The sequence below is a fragment of the Paenibacillus ilasis genome, assembly GCF_043195395.1.
Lineage (GTDB): Bacteria > Bacillota > Bacilli > Paenibacillales > Paenibacillaceae > Paenibacillus_AQ > Paenibacillus_AQ lautus.
This window is the reverse complement of sequence record NZ_JBHDJG010000001.1, coordinates 1199305-1221476: the sequence shown is the minus strand read 5'-3', so window position 1 is coordinate 1221476 and position 22172 is coordinate 1199305. Positions and strand designations below refer to the sequence as shown.

The following is a 22172-nucleotide window of genomic DNA, read 5'->3' as shown; positions in this document are numbered from 1 at the left end:
GTACTCGTGGAAGCGACGGATTTTCATGTGAACTCCAGAACCTCTCTTAGAATAAACAGCAGCCCGGCTTCTAATGAGCCGGGCTGCTGCTATTTATTGGATCTATTTGACAGAGACGGTGATGGATACGGTCTTTGAATCGTACTGCCCTTTAATGCGGGCGGTTCCCTTCGCGATCGCTTCAATACGTCCGTTCGTTACTTTGGCAACGCTGGAGTTGCTGGTTGTCCAAACGGCTGTGTCTCCAACATTTGTTTTCGCGCCGGTATCGAATTCAGCTGTAACCGTTACAGTCTTAACGTCACCGGGCTTCAGGTTCAGTTTCTTCTCGCTTGCCGTCAATTTCTTCAATTTCGGAACTACGTTTACCTTGACTGTAACCTCTTTGCCTTGGTAAGAACCCGTAATCGTAGCCGTTCCCTCGGCAACCGCTTTAACAGACGTTTTGGATACCGTCACAATCGCGCTGTCCGAGGAGCTCCAATTCATCTTGGAGGAGAGCGAAACCGTCTTGCCGTTACTGTAATAGCCTGTAACTTTAATCGATTTGGATTTCTTGATGTTGAGATCGATTTTCTCGGGCTCTACAACGATCTTGACAACTTCCTGCTCAACCACGACCGGAATCTTGATGTCTTTATTCAGATAAGTTCCTTTCAGTGTAGTCGAGCCTTTGGTTAATCCCTTAAGCGTACCGTCCTTAATGACAGCTGCTGAGCCTGTCAGTGACCATTCAACGGAAGAAGTCACATCGCTCTCCGTGCCATCTTCAAAAACAGCATTTACTTTCGGCAGCGCAATGCTTCTGCCCATAACCAGCTGATACTCTTCTACATCCGGCAGCAGCACCAGCACTTTTTCATTGACAGTAACCGGCACCGTCGCTACTTCTCTGGAACCGATCTTACCGGTAATTGTTGCTGTACCGGCATCAATGGCTTTGATTTTGCCGTCTTCGGTCGTTACCACTTTCTCATCGCTGGAAGTCCAGATAACCGCGCTGCTGAAATCCTCTTTCTCGTCGTCCAGAAGCGTTCCCGTCACTTTAGGGAATGATTTGGATTCGCCTTTGAGCACGTCCACTTCCGTTTCGGCTGCCTCAAACTTGGTCACGGTCGGATATACTTTTACCGTGAATTCTTTGCTGATTCCCAAGTAACTCACCTTGATGGTGGAAGTTCCCGAAGCTCTCGCTGTAATCACGCCACCATTAACGGATACGGCCAGCGGGTTGGATGAGGTCCATTCCCCGGTCACGTCAATGGATTGCGAAGCCGCGTTGCGAACCTTGGCTTTGACCGTAATCGAATCATTCATAAACAGAACCGGATTCTTGACGAAATCCGTCTGATCCAGAATCAACGCTTCATAAGGATTGCGCACATACACATCCACTTTGGCCGTTGAACCCAGATAGCTCACGCTGATCGTAGATTTACCCAACGCAACCGGTTTTAGCTTGCCATCCTCAATCGTAGCTACGGAAGAATTGGACGATTTCAGCTCTACCTTGTCCGTTACGTCCATACCTGCATCGGTCTCCGACTGCTTGGCAAAGACTTTCAGCTCAACAGGCGCATCGCCAACTAAGAGCTCCTGATCTTCGCCCGGCACGATCGCAAGCTTTTGGTAAGGCGCGACGACTTTTACCGTAAAAGAAGCCTTAAGCCCTTTGTATTCCGCAGTCACGGTTGCGCTTCCCAAACCTACAAGGGTCAATTCGCCTTTGCTTACTTTTACTACGCTGTCATCGGAAGTGGTCCACTTCGCTTCCGTGGTGACGTCGTTCGTTCCGTCAGCCAACGCTTTAACGGTTAGACCTTCCGTTCCAAGCTTATGTTCCACTTTATCCGGTTGATCCAGTTTAAACTCATCAATGGCAAATTTGACATCGACTTCAATCGTTTTGATCGCGCCTTTGTATTTTGCCGTAATTCGAGCCGTACCTTTCTCCAGTGGAATAATGAGTCCACCGTCAACCTTTACGATTCTTGTGTTGGACGAAGTCCACGTCGACTCATTGGTTACATCCTTCTTCGTAGAAGAGCCTTCAATGTTAGCCAATACGCGAAGTTGTTCCGTTGTTTCATTAACGGTTAAGTAAATTTTGCTCTCGTTCGTATCAAATTCAATCGACGTTACGTCCCCGGAGGCGGCGAATACGCTGGTTGGAAAAACCATCGCCAACATCATCACAACGACAAGAAAGATCTTCGTTGTCTTTCTGTTTAAGCTCATTTATTTCTCTCCTTTGTACCTTCTGTCTCTCAGGCTTTTTTTCAGTCTATCTCTATATCGACAATCCGGGATTAAATCGTTACCTTCCGACGCCAAAATAGGCACAAAGTAGGATAATTTCCCAGCTCCGAATCGCGGAAAAATTCCGGCGTGATGAAATGGACAGCTTCCCTATCAGTCTAAACCCGGGGAATGGTCATCCTGCTTATCAGTTCAATTGTATGAGTTTATAATTGTTCAACAGATAATGGATGCCCGAGTAAATCGTCAAGGCTACTGCTGCAAGCATGAGAAATTCATCCACTTGAATCATCGTGATGAGCTGAAACGGATAATTATCCAGCAATACCGCTGCAATGGCTATCACCTGAAGCACCATTTTCCATTTGCCTAGACTGTCAGCGGACAAAGCGATTCCCTGCTCAGATGCGACCATCCTAAGCCCTGTGATTACAAATTCACGCGCAATGATGGCAACGGCTATCCATGTCGCAACCATCCCAGACTGAACCATCATGATTAAGGCCACCGATATGAGCAGTTTATCCGCGAGCGGGTCCAGCAATTTTCCGAGATTCGTGATTTGATTGTATTTTCTCGCGATGTAACCGTCCAGCTTGTCCGTAGCCGAAGCAAGAAGGAATACGCCCAGCGCGATATCAATTCCATAAACATGAATAAATCCGAAGAAGCCGCTATTCTCGGTCAACCATAATGGGTACTCTGCAAAAAAAAGAATAAATAATGGAATCAACAACATTCTGGCTATCGTTATTTTGTTGGCAAGATTCATCGGCTCATCCCCTCGATCTGCAATTGGAATCGTTCGTACCCCTAACTATTCGGCATCGTAAAAGGTCATATGCTCTTTATCCGCGCGGTAATAATCCAGCCTGTCTTTCAAACCGCCCGTATGAAACTCGAACATATGTCCATCTGGGTCCAGGAAGTAGATCGACTTCTTGTCCTTCTCATCCCTTGCCCTGCCCGGCAGAATCTCCACCTGGAGCGCTTGCAGACGAAGCAGCGTTGATTCATATTCATCCTCTTCCATAGTAAAGGCAATATGCGTATACGTTCTATTCGCGGTGCTTCTGTCGACCTGTTCTTCATTTAAAGCAATCCACAGTCCGTTCAGATCGAAATAAGCCAGCTTTCTCCCTTTGACCAGAAGTTTGGCTTCAAACACATCCCTGTAAAAAGCGATGGACCTTTCCAATTCCGAAACAGAAAAGCAAAGATGGTTAATGGCTTGCAGGTTCATTGTTAGGCGACTCCATTTCATTAATAGATTCGATGATGTCCAGCACATGCAGCGGTTGATGGATCTTCTCATACTCGCTCTCAAGGTATGTATTGAACCAATAGGCGTGATATGGCGTAAGACCGGCATTGCTGGCGCCCCTCAGTTCGTCTGAACCGCCATCCCCGATAAACAGAGATTCCTGCGGTGCCACGGACAATCGGTTACAAGCCAATCGATAGATTTCGGTATTCGGCTTGGCTGCCCCAACCTTATAAGAGAAAATGACGTCATCGAAGTAGGGTGCCAAGCCGCTCTGGCCAAAAGAAATCACCTCTTCTTCCGAGCAATTGCTGATCAAGCCCAGCTTTAATCCCCGTTTACGCAAAAGGCCGAGCATCTCATAGATTTCCTGTGGAATGGCGCTGAAAGGGATTGTCTTCTCGCTTACTCTCGATTGGTAGAGAAACTCGACGTGTTCCTCATGATAGGGCAAACTTCGCGACTCCAGAATATCCCGGATAACAGCATGATAACTGGGATAATGCCCATTCATTCTTCGCTCAAACCGGATACGCCACTCCCGTTTAAACTCTGCTTCCGATAGCCCGAGGCTATTCATATAATCATAGGGCCTCTTGGATATCCGCTTGCCCTTTTCGAACTCCGTGATTAACGTCTCGTACAAATCGAAGAACACTGCTCTGACCACCATGAACACAGCTCCCTTCGTTAATCAACGACACCTGCCGCCTGAGGCATTTTAGCCGGATACTGCTTGATTGTTTCATCCAGAACAATCCCCGTCTTCTCATCCCATATCTCGCTTAATTCAAATGTGCCTTCTTCAAAAAACAGGGGGAACCGGCGCTTAAACCAATCCTGCATGGGCAGTTTCAATGCCGCTTCCCGATCCACCCATACCAGCTCGCCTTCGGGGGGATTCTCCAGCAACTCCCCTTCAAAAGAAGTGGCCAAATAATTAAACACCATATACCGAAGACCTGTATTCGGTTCACACGATTCCTCGAGGCCCTTATAGATGATGTCCTTCACAATTAAACCGGTTTCTTCCCGAACCTCCCGAATCGCTCCGTTCACAATGCTTTCCGGAAAATCCACTTTGCCGCCGGGCGCAATATAACCGGGAAATCCTTTGGCATCCGGTCTATTCATCAGCAGGATTCTGCTTCCGTCTTGGATCATGCACATGGTGTACAACTTCACTTCGGTCTGCAACCTCATCCCTCATTCCTTACGGTTCTACGTGGTTATAGTATACAACCAGAAACGCTGGATGACGATATGATGAACGGAGATTTCATGTCTTCTGCTTGCAATTCAGGTTTGTAAATCTTCGTAAAAAAAGACCCGAGCAGCTTCTGCTCCGGCCTTTCCGGTAAGTGTATGATCAGCCTTGTCAAATCTCCGCTTTACGCGGCCATTCTCATGTCGGACGAATATCCGCCATACGTCATATAACTTGCGCTCGGGGTTTGAACCTGCATCGGAACCATGCAACCGATGGCTGATGCTTCACTGCTATTCCATTGAATAAGTCTTACGACCGCTTCAACATCCCCGGATTGGTAAGCCTCAGCCAATGCCCGAAGATTTAGCGTCATTTCCTCCTCTTCCGGCATGGTCAAGATAAGTTCCTCTTCTTCTGGATCCATCGATTGCAGCACTTTGTGAGCACGATGAAGAGCCGCTTTCACCGCTCCCTCCGTCGTTTTCAGTTTAACCGCGGTTTCCGAAACCGAATATTCATACACTTCACGAAGCAGCAGCACCGTTCGCTGCAGGGGCGACAAGTGTTCCCGCAGCCATTGAAAAGCGAACTCGATGTTCAGTTTGCTGTCCTCGTTCGACGTTTCTTCCCTAGGCAAAACTTGTTCCAGCTTCTCATCCAGAATTCGTCTATAGGTCTGATCCCGGCGGACCCGGTCAATCCATGTATTCTTGGCAATCCGAAGCAGCAGCGCTTCGGGATTAACATGGCTCCGCTGCTTCATATGCTCCAGTGCCTTGATCCAAGTGTCCTGCACCAGATCATCGGAATCCCATGGGGAGTTTGTAAGGGACAGACAATATCTGTGCAGGGTAGCATTCATTTCCTCCAGGCTCAGATCAGCCGGAGGGGTGACGCTCGGTCGATATATCGTCATCGGAAGCTAACTCCTTTCCTCATCTCGGTAAGATATCTTATAGGTAAACGAACGAAGGTATCTTTTCGTTACTTTGATGGTCGAAAATTTTATTTCGTGGTTTCTCCGTATCTTTTGCGGCTGCCTCTTCGTTTACTTGCTGAAACCAGAAAACCTAACGAATATGGAGGATGAAACCATGAATATTGTTCCTTATGTTGTTGAACAAACCAACCGGGGTGAACGATCTTACGATATTTATTCCAGATTGCTGAAGGATCGGATCGTGTTTGTGGGTGCAGCCATCGATGACGCCATCGCTAACAGTATTATTGCACAGCTGCTGTTTCTGGCGGCTGAGGATCCTGAGAAGGATATCCACATGTACATTAACAGTCCGGGCGGCTCTGTTTCTGCGGGCTTTGGCATTTACGATACCATGCAGATTATCAAACCTCAAGTTAATACGATCTGCACGGGCTTCGCCGCTTCTTACGGCGCGATCCTGCTGCTGGCGGGGGCTAAAGGCAAACGCCTCGCGCTGCCGAACAGCGAGATCATGATCCATCAGCCGCTGGGTGGTGTACAGGGGCAGGCCACCGATATTGCCATTACGGCTAAACGCATCTTGAAAACCCGCGAGAAGCTGGCGCACATTATATCCGAGCGGACAGGGCAATCGGTCGAACGCGTCGAAAAGGATATGGAGCGGGATTATTTTATGTCGGCAGAAGAAGCGAAGGAATACGGGATCATTGACGATATCGTCACTAAACTGTGACGCTAATCGTAATCATGTCCAACACTGCAAGCCCCGATACTATATTTTATTCACAAGGAGTGAACCGTGTATGCTGAAAAGTTTGCTGAACCAGGAAGTGAGCATTTATTTTACGGATGGAAGCTATGTGCGGAGCGGCACGCTGGAGGAAGTAGGCGAGCAATTCATCCGGTACAAGGATGAATACGAGATGCTGTATGTACCGTTAACCGCAATCCGTTACGTTTCGGTGAATACCAAGGAACGAGACAAACCGAAGGTCGGTTTCACGCCAACCTCCTGATGGATAACAAGAACCGCATGGGCAACTTAGCTCATGCGGTTTTCGTCTGTATCGCTATTTATTTTGTCTAATATGAATGAGACCATTCGCTGTTTGCAGACATCGTTCTGCTCCCTCTGGTGAAAGCCGATAAATTGCAGGGCATGAATAACGGAGTAGAAATCAATCAGCGCCCGCTGCTCTCGGTTCGCTCCCCACTGCCTGCATAACGCCTCCACGTAGGGCATTCCCTGATCTCCAATATCGGAGACCACCGCCGTCTGGGTGAGGGCGATCATGTACAGTGGATCCCCGTAACAGACCCAGTCGAAATCAACGATGCCCTGAAGCTTGCCTTCAGCTACAATTACATTCTTGATCGTAAGATCATCAAGGAAACAGACAGGCTCCACTCGGTCGAAATAAGGCGTGTAACGCTGCTTCATTTTTTGCAATAGGACAATGGTTTCCGGAGTAACTTCATCGATAATATGATCTATATGACTGCAGAAATCACGTTCTATGATCTGTGTCCAAGATGAAAAAGGGCCCTGCTCCCCGATCGGAACCCATCCGAATCCGCTGCCCCTGGGAAGCTCTGACACGCTGCGCTGGTAGGAAATGATCTGCTGGGCAAGTTCAGCTAATTGTTCACGCGTCATTCCCTCAAGCTCATATCGGAGGTCCCGTCCGGGAAAGTGCTCCAGTATCATATAAGCAAAGGGGACCTTTTCCAAGGATACATCCGTTCGGATCACGTTCGGTACCGGCAAACCTAATGAAGAGAGAATCGCAATATTGTCCGCTGTATGCCTCAGGACGCCGGGCTTGTGATTGGTTCTGAGAATGATTTGTTCGTCTGAAAATGTCACGTTGTATACCTGATTGGTATGGCCAAATGACATGCGTTCGATCTTTAGCGGCGGACTGCCGTAATCCTCCATTATAAGATCTTCCAGGTTCATCTCCACCACCTGCCTTAACGGTTGTTTTATTTATACATCTTCAAAATGTTCAACGACGGGAAATGGATCGTAAAAGTGATGCAGTAATTCTTTCCATTCCTGATATTCGGCGGATCCCCTAAATCCTATCGTGTGATCCTCCAGCGTCTCCCATTTCACCAATAGAACGTATTTGTGTGGATCCTCCAGGCACCGCTTCAACTCATGATGGATATAACCCTCCATCTTGGATATGATTCCTGAGGCGACTTGGAAATTGCGTTCAAAATCTGCCGTAAGTCCTGGTTTCACCTGCAGCATGGCCACTTCGAGTATCATTGCATTCCCTCCTTGTTATAAGGCTACGATTTATATTGCGTTCTATCCTCTATATTCAAGCTCGGTAGAAGCCTGAAAAGTAAATACTCCCTCTTCATCCGGCTCAAGACGATACACCTTCTGGACGGCATTCAGGTTCAGCCCTCCATAAATATGCGGGTACAACTGGTTCATCTCATATAAGTCCTCGTATACAATCTCCGCATCCACCTGATCTTCCTGAATACCTAATACCAATAGATCCGTCCTGCCTGAGTAGAACGTATTGGCTACTCCGCCGACTTGCTCCTCTGTGGAGCAATGGATGAATCGGTCCGTCTCTAAGCTCGGCGGCTCGTACAATCTATGCTCTCGTGCTGCCATCCAGACTTCCTTAGAAATCATATGATAGATCATGCTGTCCGTTCCCCCAGTCGCTTATTTTTCGTACTATCTTGACACACTTGAGATAAAAAAACCATTCTTTTCTTATAGTTTTCATGAAGGCATCCTTCTCATTAGCGAGATCTGGCGGAGCGCCCCTTTTTTCCTAATAGGAGACGCTCCGTGTACGAATCGTTCCTCCCATCGCTGTTCTTGTCCGGAATCGTTTCGTCCTTTCCGCTACGTTGTGCGAAAACATACGTTAGACATACGAAAAGAACCATTTCTTGGTTTCTGATTGAGGACTGACGAAAATGAGTCTAGAGGTCGGATGGCTTTCGCTGCCCATAATCTACACAAGCAAGCGGCAAGAGCAAGAAAAGGCGGTGCAAGGATAACATCCTGAGCATCGCCATTTCTTCATTTGACACATTTTGTTAATCTGACGAATCTACCGCTTAGTGAGTAAACTACCTACTTATGGGACAGCCCCTTTACGATCGTATACTGATCCAGGTCAACATCCTCGAAGATTACTTCATGGACGGATTCCCCCAAAGCATACGCCAGCTGTCCATTGATAAAAACGGCGCAGGCCTGCTCATCGATGCCGATCCCGCGCTTCACCTTCTTAGTTCTCATACCTTCCAGCAGATTGGACTGGTCGCTCCACTCCGTATAATGTACGCTGATCAATATATTTGAAAATAACCCTACCCCTTGCTTAAACAACATTACGCCTTGTTCATTATCCAGCGGCGATATGAGGCAGATCTCCGGAAGAATCAAGGCGCCTGCCGAATTCCCCGCAATTGGAACACCCTTCTCGTAACGATCGATTAACAGCTCTTTAAAGGGACCGGTTGCGTAATAGTGATGGTATTTCTCCGTGTTGCCACCGCCAATAAATATTCCCGTAGCCTGTGACAACACCTGTTCGACATGTTCCATGTCCAGCTTTCCATGATCGTCTGGGACGATCACCTGCATATCCTGGGCACCCGAGTCTTTCCACATCCGCTGAAAAAGGGGAACATACTCCTCCCAGCCCGGTTTGTTCATGATGCATAATGCGATTCTAGCGTTGGAACCGCCGGCTTGCTTTATAAATTGTCTATTGGCCTCTGCTTGAAAGGAATGTCCTCCGAGCAAATATAGATATCGATCCCTCAAGATAACGCCCCCCTACTACTTCTTTTTCGGACCACGTTTGTAAACATAGAACAGCAGCACGGATATAAAATAAATCGGAAGCAGGATCATGCCAATCACGGCACTCAGCAGGACGATGGAAAGTTGGCCGCGGTCTGCCATATCATCGTAATTCACATACCCGTATACAACCCAAACCAGCCATACCAACGTCACGGCATATCCTATTTTATAAGGGAATCTCACAGCATTGTTCACATCCTAGAAGTTGTTTGGGTTTGCCGGCCTCCTACAGCAAACCAGCGAACGATCATTACGCACCCTGCTCCTCCCTGTAATGGCTGACATCCCCATGCAGAATGATGGAAGGCGCCTCATCGGTCAGTTCGATCTTGCTCAGGCATGTCGGGTGGATGTATGGCAGATCCCACAGCCGGTCCATGCTTCTCCCTTCAAAATGAGCCATTAACAGCTTGACCACTACGGTATGCGTGACCAGCAAAATACTGGCGCCTGGATTCGAAGCAACAATATCGACAAGCTTGTTAACCGCACGTTCTCTGACCTCATGAAAAGTCTCGCTGCCCGGGACGCCGAACAGCTCTGGATGATTCCAGAAATGATCCAGCTGCTGAGGAAATAATTCGCCGATCCGTTCCTGTATCTGTCCCTCCCATACGCCCAAATTAATTTCTTTGAATTCATCGCAAGCCGTAACCGACACATCTCGGTCCCCTCTAATAATCTCGGCTGTATGGAATGCTCTGTTACTGGTACTTGAGTAGATGAGGTCGATAGGGTCATGCTGCAAGGCTTCGCCGAGCCATTCCGCTTGCTGAACGCCCAGCTTCGTCAGCGGCGAATCCATATGTCCTTGAAAACGGTGCAACACATTCCACTCGGTCTGTCCGTGTCTCACGAGATAGATCGTGGTTGTTTCTTTCATCAATCGTTCCCTCCCTAACCTAAGGTGCAACTCATCATTCATCGTTTAACTTAATCGAAAGGTCTTCTTGCCGTATGGCATAAGCCAGCTTGTACAGGTCCGCAATATCTTGCCTGCCGGTCTCTTCAAATCGCTTAACGGCTTCCTCCAAATCAACAGATTCTACCGCGATGACCTGCTCGCCATCTTCGGGATTTAGCGGCTCTCCGACGATGCACACATCCCCATAACCTACCAATCGGGCAAAATGAGGATGGGGAATATGCGGCCGATAGGGGGTCTTGCTGTTGGATTCACAACGAAACTGGCCAAAGATTCGATACGACTCAAGTTCTGCACCCAACTCCTCCCTCACTTCCCGTCTAAGTCCATCCATATAGGACTCCCCGGGTTCCAGGGTTCCTCCAGGAAGCTCCCAACTTCCGTCCGCTACCTGAAAAATAATGCAGCGATCCCCGTCAAATGGAAGGATGGTAACATTGCTGACCTTCGATTCATTGATTTCTTCGCCAAAGGCAAACCTGGCTCTCACTACGCCCCAATGGATATCATTCGAGAGGGCCGGGTACAGGCTCAAATCCCTGTTTTTTCTCATACACGCAATTCCTTTCGAATTTTACAAATATTTATGCTACCTATGTAGCACTGTATTCATGAACCATAAGCACCTGCTCCATCGAGCTCGTAAATCCAAGCTCCTTCAGCACGTTCACCAGTTCCTTATGCGAAGCTCGGATGTTGAATGCGGACCGCTTGCAGGCATAACCGGGTTGTATCATCTCCAGTACCGCGGTCTTCATCACGGCTTCTGCATCCGGATGTCCTGGAGCGGCTTCACAGCGAAACAGCGTAATTGCTGCCAAACTACCTGTGGCATCAAACACCCGCTTAAACAAACCAAAGCCCACCGGTTCTTCTCCTTCATACACAATAACGCATTCGCCATCCTTGATACTGGAAGCGTCTGTCTGCCAGACTTCACCGGATCGATAGAAGGCTACGGAGGCAGCCTCCGCAGCTAGGCCTCTGACCAGCGTATACGGTGAACGAGTATTCTTCGCACCTTGCTGCTCCGGAGGCTGTTCATTCGTCATGATGAGCAGCCGGTCGATGATATGATATCCAACGCTTTCGTAGAGACGAATCGCTGGCGCATTCGTGCTGATCGCCTCTAAATAGGCACGACGGACGCCTTGTTCTACGTACAGCTCTTCGTTTTTCTCCATCATGTTCTTGCCGATTCCCTTCCCCCGGAAATCAGGGGCTATCGCCGTCCCGCCGTTACGTGCAATCTTAACGCCATCTTCCTCCCGAAAGCCGTTCATGACGATGCCGGCCGGTACGCCATCCATGTAACAAGCGAGTGATCTCTCCATGCACAGACCATCATTTCCGATACGGGCAATGAAACGGTCCAGCGGCATCGAGGCGTTCACCATGTATCCTTCAAATGAGTGATTCCACAGCTCCGATACTTCCCGAATCGGAAGCGCGCTTAACGGTTTGTATGTAATCATAGTCAAATCCTCCTAATTAGCCATGAGTGAGTAAGGCATACTTAGAGATGCTCTCTATTAAAAACATGCAGGAAGCACACCTGAGTAACGTACTCATCGTGTTCTCCTGCATGTCTTAGCCATGCTTATTTACGTTTAAAGAGCTGCATCATCTACGCTATCCAGCCAAGCCTCGATGCTGCCAATGACGGAAGTGACACAGCCATCCTCGAATGGGGAGATCAGACCTGCCACCTTCACCAATTCGGTGAACGACTTGCTTCCGCCTTGACGGCAGAGGTGCAGATAATCTGCCCATGCAGCGGATTGATCCTCATGCATCCTTTTCCAGAATTGGAATGCACAGATTTGAGCCAAGGTATAGTCGATATAATAGAACGGCGAATTAAAGATATGACCTTGTTTATGCCAGAAACCGCCTTGTTCCAGATACGCATTATCTTCATAGTTCCGGTGCGGCAGATATTTTCGTTCGATCTCGCGCCATGCCTGTTTGCGTTCGGCCGGCGTTGCATCCGGATTCTCATAAACAAAATGCTGGAATTCATCAACCGTGACCCCGTAAGGAATGAAGATGAGTCCGCTCGCGAGATGGTCGAAGCGGTATTTATCCGCCTCGTCTTCGAAGAAGCGGTCCATCCACGGCCATGTGAAGAACTCCATGCTCATGGAATGAATTTCGCACGCCTCATAGGTAGGAAATCCATACTCCGGTACCTCGAACCCTCTGCTCTCGTACACTTGGAACGCATGACCGGCTTCGTGCGTCAGCACATCAATATCGCCGGAAGTCCCGTTAAAGTTGGAGAAAATAAACGGTGCGCCGTACTCGCTAATATAGGTGCAGTATCCGCCGCTCTGCTTGCCTTTTTTGGCAACAAGATCCATGAGGCCGTTCTCCTGCATGAAGGTAAAGAACTCGTGAGTTTCCGGAGACAATTCTTCATACATCTTCGCACCATGGTTGACGATCCAATCCGGGTCACCCTTAGGTGTGGCATTCCCCGATTTGAATGAGAAGTTCTCATCGTAGTACAGCAATTGGTCCACATCGATTCGTTTCTGCTGACGTTCTCTCAGCTTGGATGCAACAGGTACGATATGCTCCAGCACCTGGTTACGGAAATTAGCGACCATCTCCGCGTTATAATCCGTGCGGGCCATGCGAGCATAACCAAGCTCTACGTAATTGTTAAATCCAAGCTTCTTGGCAATCTTGGTTCTTACTTTAACCAGATCATCATAGATACGGTCGAAGTTTGCTTCGTTCTCAGCCATGAAGCCGCTGGACGCCTCCATTGCACGTTTACGCATATTGCGGTCCGTCGATTGCTGGAAAGGAATCAATTGCGACAAGGTACGCTCTTCACCTTCGAACTGAATTTTGGCAGAAGCGATCAGCTTCGAATATTCCGTCGTCAGTTTATTCTCCTGCTGCAAGTCCTCAATGATCTCAGGACTGAATGTTTTGAGGGAGAGCTCTGCCAGCTGGAACAGCTGCCGCCCCCATTTGTTCTCAAGCTCGGCTCTGAATTTAGAATCCACGAGGGCACGATAATAATCCGTTATGTATTCCTGGATGACCGGTCCGTTCTCGTCGAAGAAATCCTGCTCTGCCTTATAGAACTCGTCGTTTGTATCAATCGAGTGACGGATGTACACCAGTTGACTCAGGGTGTCCATCTCACTACGGAGTTTGTTAATGCGGGTCATCGCCTCATCCTGCTCCTCATACGTGCTGGCGGAGGTGAAGGCGCTAAGCTGTTCTTTAAACTTTTGCTCAAAAGCTTTAACGTCGGGGCGTTCATAGCGATATTCGCTGAATTTCATAAGATACACCTATCCTTTCCCATATAAAAAATGCATCCTGGCGTCTGATCGCATGGATTCAAAACACCAAACTATATCTAAATTCTATATGCGAATCAGAATATCCTTCACAGGTCTATGAAATTCTACACGCCCCTATGGGTTACGTTATAATCTTAAGGCCAATCGCTGAAGCCAGGATTAAAGCAATGAAAAATATCCGACGTGCTTCCTTCGGTTCTCCAAAAGCAAACATCCCCAGCAAGGTACTGCCGGCCGTCCCCATTCCCGTCCAAATCGCATAAGCGGTTCCCATGGAAATAAAGGCCATCGCGTACGTCAGCAGCAGAAAACTCGAACCGAGCGAACAGGCCAAAAAGATGTAGGAGCCCAAGCTGCGAGTCAGGCTCACCCTTCTTAACGCAATCACACCCAACACTTCACATAACCCTGCGGCGATCAGAGCGATCCATTCCATTACGCACCACTCTCCTTCGCCTGATTATCCGTGTCTTTCGTGACCAGTTTGAGTCCCAACACCCCTGCAGCCAACATGCCAATCAGCAGCAGCTTGATGGGATTCGCTTCCTCGCCAAACACGAGAATCTCCACCAGCACCGTGCCGGCTGTGCCGAGCCCTGTGAAGATCACATAGACCGTACCGATAGGAAGTTTAGCCGCAGAGTCCAGAAAAACTTTAAAGCTGAATATAATCGAAGCGATGGTAATGATCCACTGCCACCAGGTATCGGAATGCTTCAAACCGGATACCCATACAACCTCCAGTGCCCCCGCCAATAATAAGAGCCACCATGCCTTTTTCATCCTCCAACATCCTTCCACTCTTTATTTGTATATAAAATGTTTGTGATGTAGTTGTGATTGTAATCTAAAAATGGCATACCGTATAATGATAATAAATAATGATGTCATCATTTTTAGTGATGTCTGGAGGAGAGAGAGGATGGTTTAGATGGAGCTTACCGATCTGAAGGTTTTTCTGAGGATTGCCGATGAAGGGAATATCACCCGCGCTGCGGAGCAACTTGGGTATGTGCAGTCCAATGTTACGGCCCGGGTCAAAAAGCTCGAGAATGAACTGGGAGTTCCCTTATTCAACAGACACGCCAATGGAGTGACTTTGACGGAAAAAGGGCGCACGTTCCGGGACTATGCGTGTACTATTCACAATCTGTCTGAAGAAGCGGTGCGTGCTGTACAGGAAACGCCTTATCCAAGCGGTTCTTTAACCATTGGCGTCGTGGATACGGTGCATTGCGGACATTTCATTAAATCCTTGTCGGACTATCAAACCATGTACCCGGACGTCAAGCTATCGCTCTTGACCGGCAGCTCTTCGGAGCTGATTACCCAAGTATTAAACTATCAGCTGGACGGGGCATTTGTGACGGGAAACATTCCGCCGAAGCTGGTTGCTGATTATATAGAAGAGGATGAGGTCAAACTGCTGACCAAATCGAAGGAGCAGCCCTTTCCCGATCTGGCGGTGACCAAATGGGCCGTTGCTCCGGCGGGATGCCCGTTTCGAAGCATCCTCGAAAGATGGCTGTTAAGCCAAGGGATTCCGCTGACCAATATGATCGAAGTCTCATCATTAGAGACCCAATTAGGCATCGTACAATCAGGTCTTGCCGCTACGCTGCTCCCCACCTCCGTCTTGAGTGGAGAATTTGCGAATATGGGCAGCTTCTCGATCCCGGAAGCCTTCCGGCACACCTCGACAAGCCTGATCCGGCGTAACGACCGGTTCAAGAACAAGGCATTTTCCGCTTTTGCCGAGCTGGTTAAGGTTAATTTCGATAAGACGGAAGGTTTATGAATAATTACACTTTCAACGTCATAATTGTCCTCCTAGAGTGGATATGGTGGTATTCTTCCGCGATAGTTCCATCTGCCGCTCGATATAATGGGCGACGCCATCAAGCTCATTCGAGTCGATAATATGGTCAGCCAGCTGCAGTATCCTCTCGTGCGCGTTCCGGACTGCGATCCGCATGCCTCCGGCCTCGAACAGGCCTACATCATTGATGTGGTCGCCGAATACCACCGTGTTCTCCAGATCAATCCCCATGTGGGCGGACCATAATCGGAGACCGTCTCTTTTGTTTGCTTTGACATGGCTGAATTCGAGGAAATAGTGGTTGCGAATGTAATAATCCGGCATCATATGCGCATGAATCACGTCGCCGTATAATGCCGTGACCTCTTGCCGAATCGGCTCCAATTCCTCATGTAGTCCAATGTATGTAAGAGCTAAAGTCCGGAAATCCGGCGGACAGTTCAGGTTCTTCACTTCCAGGAACCGCGGATCATGGGGGCGGGAGGCATAGAAGGTCATCTCTCCCTCTCTGCGCAGCGTCTCATGCAGAACTCGCTCCCGCTGATCCTTATCGAGCGAGAAATAAAAGGGGGTAATGCCGTGCTTTCTTCCGACGTCGATAATCTCATTCGAAATGTCGCGCTCCAGCCAGTATCCATTTACAACGGTTTGATTCACTCCGTCATATATTAAAGCGCCGTTATATAGAATCACGGGGTATTTCCACGGGATAACCGATACAACGCTTTGAGCGCTAATATTGCCGCGGGCAGTGGCAAACGTAACAACCACGTCCTGCTCCAGCGCATTCGAGATAACATCCCTAGTATAGGGTGAAAGTGTCTGATCTGATCGCAGAAGCGTTCCATCCAGATCCGTAATATATGCTCTTTTCTTCATCAAGAAGCAATGCCTCCTTCGCCGTCCAGTATGTGACAAAACCCAGCCATAGAGCAGCTCTATCTAAGACTGGGTCATTATTATGAATGAGACGTCTTCCATGATTATACAACTTCTATGATAGAGATGGTAAAGGTTAATTGCTTATTTCGCTTCAATCCCCATCTATTTTAGATCCTTTACCTGATCGGATAATGTCAACACTACCCCAAAACAACATTAAAGCAATGACCGGGTGGAGTGCAGATAGAAATCCGATCTGAGACGAGAATACCGCTGTTAAGAACATCCCGATCACCATACCGAATAAACCTATGCTTCTCCGAAGTAATCGTCGGGAAAGTCCTCCTATCCATGCCATGATTGCCATGATGAGTGGTACAAAGGCAAAATATCTCGCAAAGCTAACATGGGCTGCCCAACTTCCTGGATCCACAAACAGTGCCATTCCGGCGATAAGAACTTGAAGCGCAACACTAACACTGAATATCAAAGTGAGCACGATAAACGAAGCACGGGAAACTCGAACCAAGTTTATGTTATTCATACCTCTCATCCTCCCAATCTATAGATCCCCATGCTTCCGGTTGCCAATGAGAAATCACCTCTTTTATTGCTGTTACGTCGGTTTGAGGAATGGCATATATTTGCGGCACGATAGGAATACGAAAAGTAGTATGGTCGTGAAAAAAACGCGTGATTAAGGTACCTATTGCCCTTTCATTATCATAGTGAATCACACTCCAAAATCGCCTCTCCCTCTCTTCCCACGGCCCCCAAAGCTCCTCAGATTGTGGAAAGGTACCCGGCATTACGGGTTTAGGGGTTAAACCTGCACTGTATACTTCTGCTTCCAATGGACGGAATAGCTTGGAACAAAAGAGTCCATAAGCGTAATCTCCTTTATTTTGAAAAATATGCTCAAGCTCGTTCTGGTTCTCTTCCCATACATTCTGCCACTGATCATCCATATATCTCTGGCAGTAATGAGCCAATGCCTTCATCATGGATACGTTTAAACGCTCTGTTAAGATCATATTCTATCCTCCACCTTTTAATTTGGATATGTGAGTTATACTCGATGATGATCAGATCTCCAGTTCCGGATAGCAAGCTTGATATTTTTGGATGATAAGTTTTCGTTAACAGCTTTCTCACACAGCATTAGAAACTCATCATCCGAAGCAAATCGAAGTGCAATGATTTGTTCTATTGTCAGATTTGGATCCAGGAGCCTCCCTGTCATTACAAAATGCCTTAGGTTCTCTTCTGCTCGAATTACGCGATCTTGCACCTTACAAACGAATTGCCGGATGAGAAATAAGGTCATAACCACCGAAAATGACATGAGTATGAGAAGCAATGACGTAAATAACGATATTCCACGCATATTCGTCACAAACAGATAAACGAATGCTGCGGCGACCATAGCAAAGCTAAGCGGCACAAGAAAAAAATGAAATGCAGGCACATGTCTTTCATGGTTGCTGTAGGATTGATTTTTCATAGGAATACCTCCTTTCTTTATTGTGAGTGAGCACACACTCATTACTAGATATCACGTTTCCCAACTCATCCAAGGTGAATGCCTTGACTTTGAATGAGTGCACACTCATAATACAAGTGGAACCATTACGAAGTCAACAGAGCGAGGGGATTATTTTGGATTTAAAGAGCAAGATCGCCGATGCAGCGGAGCTGGTCATTCGCACAAATGGATTGGCCAAAGCAACAACGAAAGAAATTGCCAGAACCGCCGGGTGTTCAGAAGGCTCGCTGTACAATCATTTTAAGAGCAAAGACGATCTATACCTTCACATTTTACGCGGACAATTACAAAATTTTATGCAGACACTCATATCTCTCAGAGATCTTATCGGAAAAGATACAGTACGCAGCAATCTGGAAAAAGTGGCTCGTGCGGGCCTATCGGATTACTATCAATCCATGCCTCTGATCAGTTCCATCTTCTCTGAGCCAGGACTGTTAGCACAACACAGGGAAGGTTTCACCACTCGGAATGAAGGCCCGCACCGGGCAAATGAAGCAGTTGAATCCTATTTGCTGGGGGAGCAGCGACTTGGGAGAGTATCGGAGCATGTTAAACCGAGATCCGCTGCGGACATGCTGCTTGGAAGCTGCTTCCAATATGCATTTCAATTAAACTTTCTAGACCGCCCCTTATCTGATGAAGAACAGAATGAGTTTGTATATTCGGTGTTGGATACATTGTTTCTAGGGATGGGGAATAAATGACCGGAGAGCCACGGGTGGTAACAGAAGAATCGCCGCATACCAGAGTCCCTGTAAGGGACTCCCTGCCTCAGGTGGAAACATGAAGCTGTACAGCGAGAATAGGGTGACGCAGACAAATAAATTAAGAACTCATCACGTAGCCTCGGCCAACATTCCCGACAGAATGCCAGCCCTGCGGATGACCTCAATCCTTTCCTCGCGGCCTTCGATCGCCCTTATCATTTCGATGGCTGTATCAAAATTCATTACGACATATCCGGTTGTTTCATAACTCCCCGGTCTTTCTGCGAAACACTTCACGCCCACCAGATAAAATAATCGATAAGCATCAAACTCCTTCCAATGCCATGCCGCGAACAGGGTCCGTTCATCGCTGATTTCGATTCCGGCCTCCTCCAAGGATTCACGGCTCAAGCCATCCATAATCGACTCACCGGGTTCCAGCCGCCCTCCTATAGTTGTGAGCACCTTCTCTTCACGATCCCATACCATGACAACATCTCCATTATCTAGAACGGGAACACAGTGTACACTGCCAATCTGTATACCCTCAGGAATTTCGGTTATAAAGCTCAGCACAGGGGATGGCACCTCCGATACTTATTTGGTGATACGCGGCTGAAGATAACCTATAACTTCTTGTATATGCTGAATCTCGGCAAACGGAAAAACACCCATGCTGTTCATTCTCGCGATGTCCCCGCGATAGGCGATAAATGAAATTCCGGCGCTCTCGGAGGCCTTACCATCCACCCAGGCATCTCCGACAGATAACCATTCCTCCGGCGAAGTATGAGGGAAATGCTTCAGCACCTCCATATAACCATCGGGTGCCGGCTTTAACAATCCCATGGCCTCCCTGCCAATAATGAGATCAAAATAATGCGCAATCTTGTTCTCTTCCAGTGCGGCCATCGCTGCTTCCACCGCATTATTCGTCACAATGGCCAGATGCAGCTGCCCATGCAATTGCTGAACAAGCTTTCTTGCTCCCGCTTCAAGAACCGCACCCATCATCCCCCTCATCTCATGTTCCTTGGCAATATCCCACATCGCGTGACGAAGATCTTCCGACAGCAGCCCTGTATTCATGGCTTCAGCAATGATGGTTGAGGTGGTGTGGGTGTCCATGGCCAGACCTTGGGGCAAGATTCTGTGAAGGCATAAAAAGGCGTAGATGTCCCTCTTCATTGCACCAAAATCAATGCTGGAATGCAGCAGCGTATTATCCATATCAAAGACAATGCCTTTTATCGTAAACGCGATATCTAATCAACTCCAGTCATAGAAATGCCTTGAATTGCTGCCCCGTCAGGCAATCCAGATTTGGGTATGCTGATCAAGGATGTGACGCTTGCCTGACCAGGGTAACCCTCCGTCCCTTCATCCTGTTGGGATGCTAAAGTGATGTATAAGTGATTCTTTTCATTCTCTAATTGTCCGCTAGCCATCTTCATGGACGCAATCCGGAAACCTCGGGCAGACGGAAGCTGCCCACCGCTGACCAACAAATAAATTTCCTGATCCGTTTCCTTAAGCACCCACCCGCCGGGAGCCATATTTATGCCGTCATCATAAAGCTGTTGAATGACCGGGTCAAGGCACTCAATCGAACGGTACTCCCAGGTAAATTCCGGAGAGGTCTTGGTGTATAAAAGCTGCGTGTAGTGGATTTGCAAATAGTCGATCTCATGGAGTATACGTTCTTCTTCCGTCGCATTTTGTACTTCATAGGAATCATTGCTTCTAGGCCCATGGCTCCCAGCAATCAACATCATTATAACAATCATGGTGAAGATCAGCCTTTTGCTGATACTTAATCGCATATACTCGTAAACCCCTTCATCTCCTAATCATGTACAACTTCCGTACCGGCGATAAAATCGTGCAGGGAACGCTTATCTTCGCGCATCGCAACCATAAATATGCTCACAATGAGTCCAATTCCAAACGTCAGTGCATACACAATTCCGGCTACGAGGTTGCGGAGCAGCATTGTTCCAATGCCCGGCGGCTCAAGAAAATCGAATTTGCGAATGCGGATGCCGCATATGCGCTTGCCAATCGTATAACCATTCCAATACACGGGCACCAACATAGCATACAGACCGTAAATCAAATCGGAAATCCGCTCATTCTCAAAGTTTCCCGTGATAATTCCTGCAATGATGGATAAAGGAAGAGCAATAATTAGACCGTCCAGAAGATTGGCGCCTAGGCGGATCCAAAAGCCGGCAACTTGGTTTTCCCCCACTCAATATACCCCCTTAAAAAATCAAAATAACATTCAATTATGGACTCCTATCGGCGTTGTCTGGCTGGTCAATCTCCTCCCAGTTATGCTTGATCTTGTTCAGGTCATCCTTTAGCCATTTACGAATGATAGGGACGATGATGCATAAGATACCAATAATCAAACTGATGATGCTGAATATCCACGGCCCTTTTCCTATTTCCGATAACAAGTCTTCAAACGTCCTGGGGCTGTATATCCCCACAATCGCAGCTGTTAAATACCGGATACCGTACAAAAAAGCCGAAATACAGATAAAAATAATACCCATCGTTTTATGGTTCATAGTGTGTGTAGTCCTTCCTTTTAACGGTGCCGCACACAAAGCAAGCAGCTGCCATGATTATACCCTTTGGGCGTTTAGCTCACTTCTGGCGGCGATTAACCACGGATGCACCAATTTCATTTTGTCGCGTTGATTCCATACATGGTCCAAATACACAAGCGCCGCTCCGTCTAAATCCAAATCGTCCAGTTTATTGCGCATGTCCGCTTGGTAGGCGTGATCGCCTTCAAGTTGCCATGAGATCTTATCCGCAACGAATAATACCTTATCCAATTGGCTCGCCCCGGCTTTTAACGTTGTATGGCATTCAATAGCGTTTAATATGTCCGGTGAGGTGCAGCCGAAGATGCGCTGAGCCATTTCCATGGAGAGCTTCTGATGAATGATCCTGATATATCGATGTTCCTCTTCCATAATGGGTAGAGACCATTCTTCCGCGGCCTCCTTCATTTCACTTACCGAAATAGCATTGCTGATATCATGCAGCAGCGCCGCCTGCCGGGCTGCATCTGGGCTTACATTAAATAACGGTGCGATGGCTAACGCCTCTTGTACTACATTCATGATATGCTCGAACGTTTCCTGCTCTCCATGCTTGATTAGAAAAGCTTCTACATCATCCCTTAGGTTATATGTAAACTCTATGCCATACGTCAGCTTACTAAACACGGAATCCCTCATCCTAGACCACACCTTTCCGCACAACATTTTCCAATCGCTCATATCATTGTAAGCTTCGGTTCCTGATTGAACAATAATTATTTTCCACAATTCCCCATGTTGGCGTCATCCATCTCATGTTGAGAATGTAACTTCTACACAACAAAATCAGTCACAAATAAAAAAAACAGAATGA

Annotated in this window: 31 protein-coding genes; 4 read left to right on the top strand and 27 right to left on the bottom strand. The window is 47.7% G+C overall.

The features are described from left to right. Positions 1-102: 102 nt before the first annotated feature. The 6 genes from ACETK5_RS05915 to ACETK5_RS05890 form a co-directional block, all read right to left on the bottom strand. The gene (locus ACETK5_RS05915; protein WP_100538270.1) at positions 103-2238 is read right to left on the bottom strand and encodes an Ig-like domain-containing protein; all 2136 of its coding nucleotides are present in this window, start codon (positions 2236-2238) and stop codon (positions 103-105) included. A gap of 208 nt (positions 2239-2446) precedes the next feature. Next, positions 2447-3031 (bottom strand): CDP-diacylglycerol--glycerol-3-phosphate 3-phosphatidyltransferase, encoded by a 585-nt coding sequence (gene pgsA, locus ACETK5_RS05910; protein WP_326118865.1) that lies wholly within the window; start codon positions 3029-3031, stop codon positions 2447-2449. Between the two features lie 45 nt (positions 3032-3076). After that, positions 3077-3502 (bottom strand): metallothiol transferase FosB, encoded by a 426-nt coding sequence (gene fosB / locus ACETK5_RS05905; RefSeq protein WP_326118867.1) that lies wholly within the window; start codon positions 3500-3502, stop codon positions 3077-3079. Beyond that, entirely contained in the window at positions 3483-4196 is a 714-nt protein-coding gene (locus ACETK5_RS05900; protein WP_326118869.1) for an HAD family hydrolase, read from the bottom strand. The genes fosB and ACETK5_RS05900 overlap by 20 nt, the downstream gene beginning before the upstream one ends. Positions 4197-4213: 17 nt before the next feature. Further along, positions 4214-4726: an 8-oxo-dGTP diphosphatase gene (locus tag ACETK5_RS05895; RefSeq protein ID WP_326118870.1), complete on the bottom strand. Its 513-nt coding sequence runs from the start codon at positions 4724-4726 to the stop codon at positions 4214-4216. Between the two features lie 188 nt (positions 4727-4914). Further along, positions 4915-5649, bottom strand: a complete 735-nt coding sequence (locus tag ACETK5_RS05890) for a sigma-70 family RNA polymerase sigma factor (protein ID WP_394054612.1) — start codon at positions 5647-5649, stop codon at positions 4915-4917. A gap of 163 nt (positions 5650-5812) precedes the next feature. Here ACETK5_RS05890 and clpP point away from each other — a divergent pair, with 163 nt between their 5' ends. After that, positions 5813-6409 (top strand): ATP-dependent Clp endopeptidase proteolytic subunit ClpP, encoded by a 597-nt coding sequence (clpP, locus tag ACETK5_RS05885; RefSeq protein ID WP_015736473.1) that lies wholly within the window; start codon positions 5813-5815, stop codon positions 6407-6409. Between the two features lie 70 nt (positions 6410-6479). Next, a complete protein-coding gene (locus ACETK5_RS05880) occupies positions 6480-6692 on the top strand; it encodes a hypothetical protein (RefSeq protein WP_100538274.1) in 213 nt (70 codons plus the stop codon). 26 nt (positions 6693-6718) lie between these two features. Here ACETK5_RS05880 and ACETK5_RS05875 read toward each other — a convergent pair whose 3' ends face one another. The 11 genes from ACETK5_RS05875 to ACETK5_RS05825 form a co-directional block, all read right to left on the bottom strand. Beyond that, positions 6719-7636: a phosphotransferase family protein gene (locus ACETK5_RS05875; protein ID WP_394054609.1), complete on the bottom strand. Its 918-nt coding sequence runs from the start codon at positions 7634-7636 to the stop codon at positions 6719-6721. Positions 7637-7666: 30 nt separating this feature from the next. Continuing rightward, a complete protein-coding gene (locus ACETK5_RS05870) occupies positions 7667-7954 on the bottom strand; it encodes an antibiotic biosynthesis monooxygenase family protein (RefSeq protein WP_326118875.1) in 288 nt (95 codons plus the stop codon). A 42-nt stretch (positions 7955-7996) separates the two neighbouring features. Then, positions 7997-8350 (bottom strand): DUF952 domain-containing protein, encoded by a 354-nt coding sequence (locus ACETK5_RS05865; RefSeq protein ID WP_100538277.1) that lies wholly within the window; start codon positions 8348-8350, stop codon positions 7997-7999. A gap of 441 nt (positions 8351-8791) precedes the next feature. Further along, positions 8792-9490, bottom strand: a complete 699-nt coding sequence (locus ACETK5_RS05860; protein ID WP_394054606.1) for a cyanophycinase — start codon at positions 9488-9490, stop codon at positions 8792-8794. A 15-nt stretch (positions 9491-9505) separates the two neighbouring features. Continuing rightward, positions 9506-9727 (bottom strand): hypothetical protein, encoded by a 222-nt coding sequence (locus tag ACETK5_RS05855; protein WP_243390783.1) that lies wholly within the window; start codon positions 9725-9727, stop codon positions 9506-9508. Between the two features lie 55 nt (positions 9728-9782). Continuing rightward, positions 9783-10415 (bottom strand): histidine phosphatase family protein, encoded by a 633-nt coding sequence (locus ACETK5_RS05850; RefSeq protein WP_394054604.1) that lies wholly within the window; start codon positions 10413-10415, stop codon positions 9783-9785. 34 nt (positions 10416-10449) lie between these two features. After that, the gene (locus ACETK5_RS05845; protein WP_394054602.1) at positions 10450-11010 is read right to left on the bottom strand and encodes an NUDIX hydrolase; all 561 of its coding nucleotides are present in this window, start codon (positions 11008-11010) and stop codon (positions 10450-10452) included. Positions 11011-11050: 40 nt separating this feature from the next. Further along, on the bottom strand, positions 11051-11932 hold the full coding sequence (locus tag ACETK5_RS05840) for a GNAT family N-acetyltransferase (protein ID WP_394054600.1): 882 nt from the start codon (positions 11930-11932) through the stop codon (positions 11051-11053). Between the two features lie 135 nt (positions 11933-12067). Beyond that, positions 12068-13762, bottom strand: coding sequence for a M3 family oligoendopeptidase (locus ACETK5_RS05835; RefSeq protein ID WP_394054598.1), 1695 nt, complete (start codon positions 13760-13762; stop codon positions 12068-12070). A 142-nt stretch (positions 13763-13904) separates the two neighbouring features. Next, positions 13905-14219: a DMT family transporter gene (locus ACETK5_RS05830; protein WP_100538282.1), complete on the bottom strand. Its 315-nt coding sequence runs from the start codon at positions 14217-14219 to the stop codon at positions 13905-13907. Next, positions 14219-14566 (bottom strand): DMT family transporter, encoded by a 348-nt coding sequence (locus tag ACETK5_RS05825; RefSeq protein ID WP_394054596.1) that lies wholly within the window; start codon positions 14564-14566, stop codon positions 14219-14221. The genes ACETK5_RS05830 and ACETK5_RS05825 overlap by 1 nt, the downstream gene beginning before the upstream one ends. Before the next feature lie 148 nt (positions 14567-14714). Here ACETK5_RS05825 and ACETK5_RS05820 point away from each other — a divergent pair, with 148 nt between their 5' ends. After that, the gene (locus tag ACETK5_RS05820) at positions 14715-15581 is read left to right on the top strand and encodes a LysR family transcriptional regulator (RefSeq protein ID WP_394054594.1); all 867 of its coding nucleotides are present in this window, start codon (positions 14715-14717) and stop codon (positions 15579-15581) included. A gap of 18 nt (positions 15582-15599) precedes the next feature. Here the strand turns inward: ACETK5_RS05820 and ACETK5_RS05815 are convergent, their stop codons facing one another. The 4 genes from ACETK5_RS05815 to ACETK5_RS05800 all read right to left on the bottom strand — a co-directional run bounded on the left by ACETK5_RS05815 (position 15600) and on the right by ACETK5_RS05800 (position 17988). Further along, a complete protein-coding gene (locus ACETK5_RS05815; RefSeq protein WP_394054592.1) occupies positions 15600-16481 on the bottom strand; it encodes an HAD family hydrolase in 882 nt (293 codons plus the stop codon). 154 nt (positions 16482-16635) lie between these two features. Continuing rightward, entirely contained in the window at positions 16636-17028 is a 393-nt protein-coding gene (locus ACETK5_RS05810; RefSeq protein ID WP_394054590.1) for a DUF6220 domain-containing protein, read from the bottom strand. After that, a complete protein-coding gene (locus tag ACETK5_RS05805; protein WP_394054588.1) occupies positions 17021-17518 on the bottom strand; it encodes a DUF6022 family protein in 498 nt (165 codons plus the stop codon). Before ACETK5_RS05805 ends, ACETK5_RS05810 begins: the two co-directional genes overlap by 8 nt. A 35-nt stretch (positions 17519-17553) precedes the next feature. Beyond that, entirely contained in the window at positions 17554-17988 is a 435-nt protein-coding gene (locus ACETK5_RS05800; RefSeq protein WP_326118881.1) for a DUF6526 family protein, read from the bottom strand. A gap of 116 nt (positions 17989-18104) precedes the next feature. Here ACETK5_RS05800 and ACETK5_RS05795 point away from each other — a divergent pair, with 116 nt between their 5' ends. Next, a complete protein-coding gene (locus ACETK5_RS05795) occupies positions 18105-18737 on the top strand; it encodes a TetR/AcrR family transcriptional regulator (RefSeq protein WP_394054586.1) in 633 nt (210 codons plus the stop codon). Positions 18738-18869: 132 nt separating this feature from the next. On the opposite strand, the gene ACETK5_RS05790 is transcribed toward ACETK5_RS05795, so the two are convergent. The 6 genes from ACETK5_RS05790 to yqeK are packed head-to-tail and all read right to left on the bottom strand — an operon-like array spanning position 18870 to position 21985. Then, positions 18870-19316, bottom strand: coding sequence for an NUDIX hydrolase (locus ACETK5_RS05790; RefSeq protein WP_394054584.1), 447 nt, complete (start codon positions 19314-19316; stop codon positions 18870-18872). A 21-nt stretch (positions 19317-19337) separates the two neighbouring features. Then, complete coding sequence (locus ACETK5_RS05785; RefSeq protein ID WP_394057337.1) at positions 19338-19982, bottom strand: HAD family hydrolase; 645 nt, start codon at positions 19980-19982, stop codon at positions 19338-19340. Positions 19983-20005: 23 nt separating this feature from the next. Beyond that, complete coding sequence (locus tag ACETK5_RS05780; RefSeq protein WP_394054582.1) at positions 20006-20563, bottom strand: hypothetical protein; 558 nt, start codon at positions 20561-20563, stop codon at positions 20006-20008. A gap of 23 nt (positions 20564-20586) precedes the next feature. Next, the gene (locus ACETK5_RS05775; RefSeq protein WP_100538291.1) at positions 20587-20991 is read right to left on the bottom strand and encodes an RDD family protein; all 405 of its coding nucleotides are present in this window, start codon (positions 20989-20991) and stop codon (positions 20587-20589) included. Positions 20992-21028: 37 nt separating this feature from the next. After that, positions 21029-21316, bottom strand: coding sequence for a hypothetical protein (locus ACETK5_RS05770; RefSeq protein WP_100538292.1), 288 nt, complete (start codon positions 21314-21316; stop codon positions 21029-21031). Between the two features lie 57 nt (positions 21317-21373). Beyond that, positions 21374-21985, bottom strand: a complete 612-nt coding sequence (gene yqeK / locus ACETK5_RS05765) for a bis(5'-nucleosyl)-tetraphosphatase (symmetrical) YqeK (RefSeq protein ID WP_394054580.1) — start codon at positions 21983-21985, stop codon at positions 21374-21376. Positions 21986-22172 lie beyond the last annotated feature (187 nt).

Coding starts and splice junctions, on each gene's coding strand:
- ACETK5_RS05845 (WP_394054602.1), bottom strand. CDS start 11,010: ATGAGAAAAAACAGGGATTTGAGCCTGTACCCGGCCCTCTCGAATGAT.
- ACETK5_RS05865 (WP_100538277.1), bottom strand. CDS start 8,350: ATGATCTATCATATGATTTCTAAGGAAGTCTGGATGGCAGCACGAGAG.
- ACETK5_RS05870 (WP_326118875.1), bottom strand. CDS start 7,954: ATGATACTCGAAGTGGCCATGCTGCAGGTGAAACCAGGACTTACGGCA.
- ACETK5_RS05810 (WP_394054590.1), bottom strand. CDS start 17,028: ATGAATAACATAAACTTGGTTCGAGTTTCCCGTGCTTCGTTTATCGTG.
- ACETK5_RS05915 (WP_100538270.1), bottom strand. CDS start 2,238: ATGAGCTTAAACAGAAAGACAACGAAGATCTTTCTTGTCGTTGTGATG.
- fosB (WP_326118867.1), bottom strand. CDS start 3,502: ATGAACCTGCAAGCCATTAACCATCTTTGCTTTTCTGTTTCGGAATTG.
- ACETK5_RS05800 (WP_326118881.1), bottom strand. CDS start 17,988: ATGAAAAATCAATCCTACAGCAACCATGAAAGACATGTGCCTGCATTT.
- ACETK5_RS05780 (WP_394054582.1), bottom strand. CDS start 20,563: ATGCGATTAAGTATCAGCAAAAGGCTGATCTTCACCATGATTGTTATA.
- ACETK5_RS05895 (WP_326118870.1), bottom strand. CDS start 4,726: ATGAGGTTGCAGACCGAAGTGAAGTTGTACACCATGTGCATGATCCAA.
- ACETK5_RS05835 (WP_394054598.1), bottom strand. CDS start 13,762: ATGAAATTCAGCGAATATCGCTATGAACGCCCCGACGTTAAAGCTTTT.
- pgsA (WP_326118865.1), bottom strand. CDS start 3,031: ATGAATCTTGCCAACAAAATAACGATAGCCAGAATGTTGTTGATTCCA.
- ACETK5_RS05770 (WP_100538292.1), bottom strand. CDS start 21,316: ATGAACCATAAAACGATGGGTATTATTTTTATCTGTATTTCGGCTTTT.
- ACETK5_RS05880 (WP_100538274.1), top strand. CDS start 6,480: ATGCTGAAAAGTTTGCTGAACCAGGAAGTGAGCATTTATTTTACGGAT.
- ACETK5_RS05820 (WP_394054594.1), top strand. CDS start 14,715: ATGGAGCTTACCGATCTGAAGGTTTTTCTGAGGATTGCCGATGAAGGG.
- ACETK5_RS05890 (WP_394054612.1), bottom strand. CDS start 5,649: ATGACGATATATCGACCGAGCGTCACCCCTCCGGCTGATCTGAGCCTG.
- ACETK5_RS05825 (WP_394054596.1), bottom strand. CDS start 14,566: ATGAAAAAGGCATGGTGGCTCTTATTATTGGCGGGGGCACTGGAGGTT.
- ACETK5_RS05875 (WP_394054609.1), bottom strand. CDS start 7,636: ATGAACCTGGAAGATCTTATAATGGAGGATTACGGCAGTCCGCCGCTA.
- ACETK5_RS05830 (WP_100538282.1), bottom strand. CDS start 14,219: ATGGAATGGATCGCTCTGATCGCCGCAGGGTTATGTGAAGTGTTGGGT.
- ACETK5_RS05805 (WP_394054588.1), bottom strand. CDS start 17,518: ATGATCTTAACAGAGCGTTTAAACGTATCCATGATGAAGGCATTGGCT.
- ACETK5_RS05850 (WP_394054604.1), bottom strand. CDS start 10,415: ATGAAAGAAACAACCACGATCTATCTCGTGAGACACGGACAGACCGAG.
- clpP (WP_015736473.1), top strand. CDS start 5,813: ATGGAGGATGAAACCATGAATATTGTTCCTTATGTTGTTGAACAAACC.
- ACETK5_RS05900 (WP_326118869.1), bottom strand. CDS start 4,196: ATGGTGGTCAGAGCAGTGTTCTTCGATTTGTACGAGACGTTAATCACG.
- ACETK5_RS05840 (WP_394054600.1), bottom strand. CDS start 11,932: ATGATTACATACAAACCGTTAAGCGCGCTTCCGATTCGGGAAGTATCG.
- ACETK5_RS05815 (WP_394054592.1), bottom strand. CDS start 16,481: ATGAAGAAAAGAGCATATATTACGGATCTGGATGGAACGCTTCTGCGA.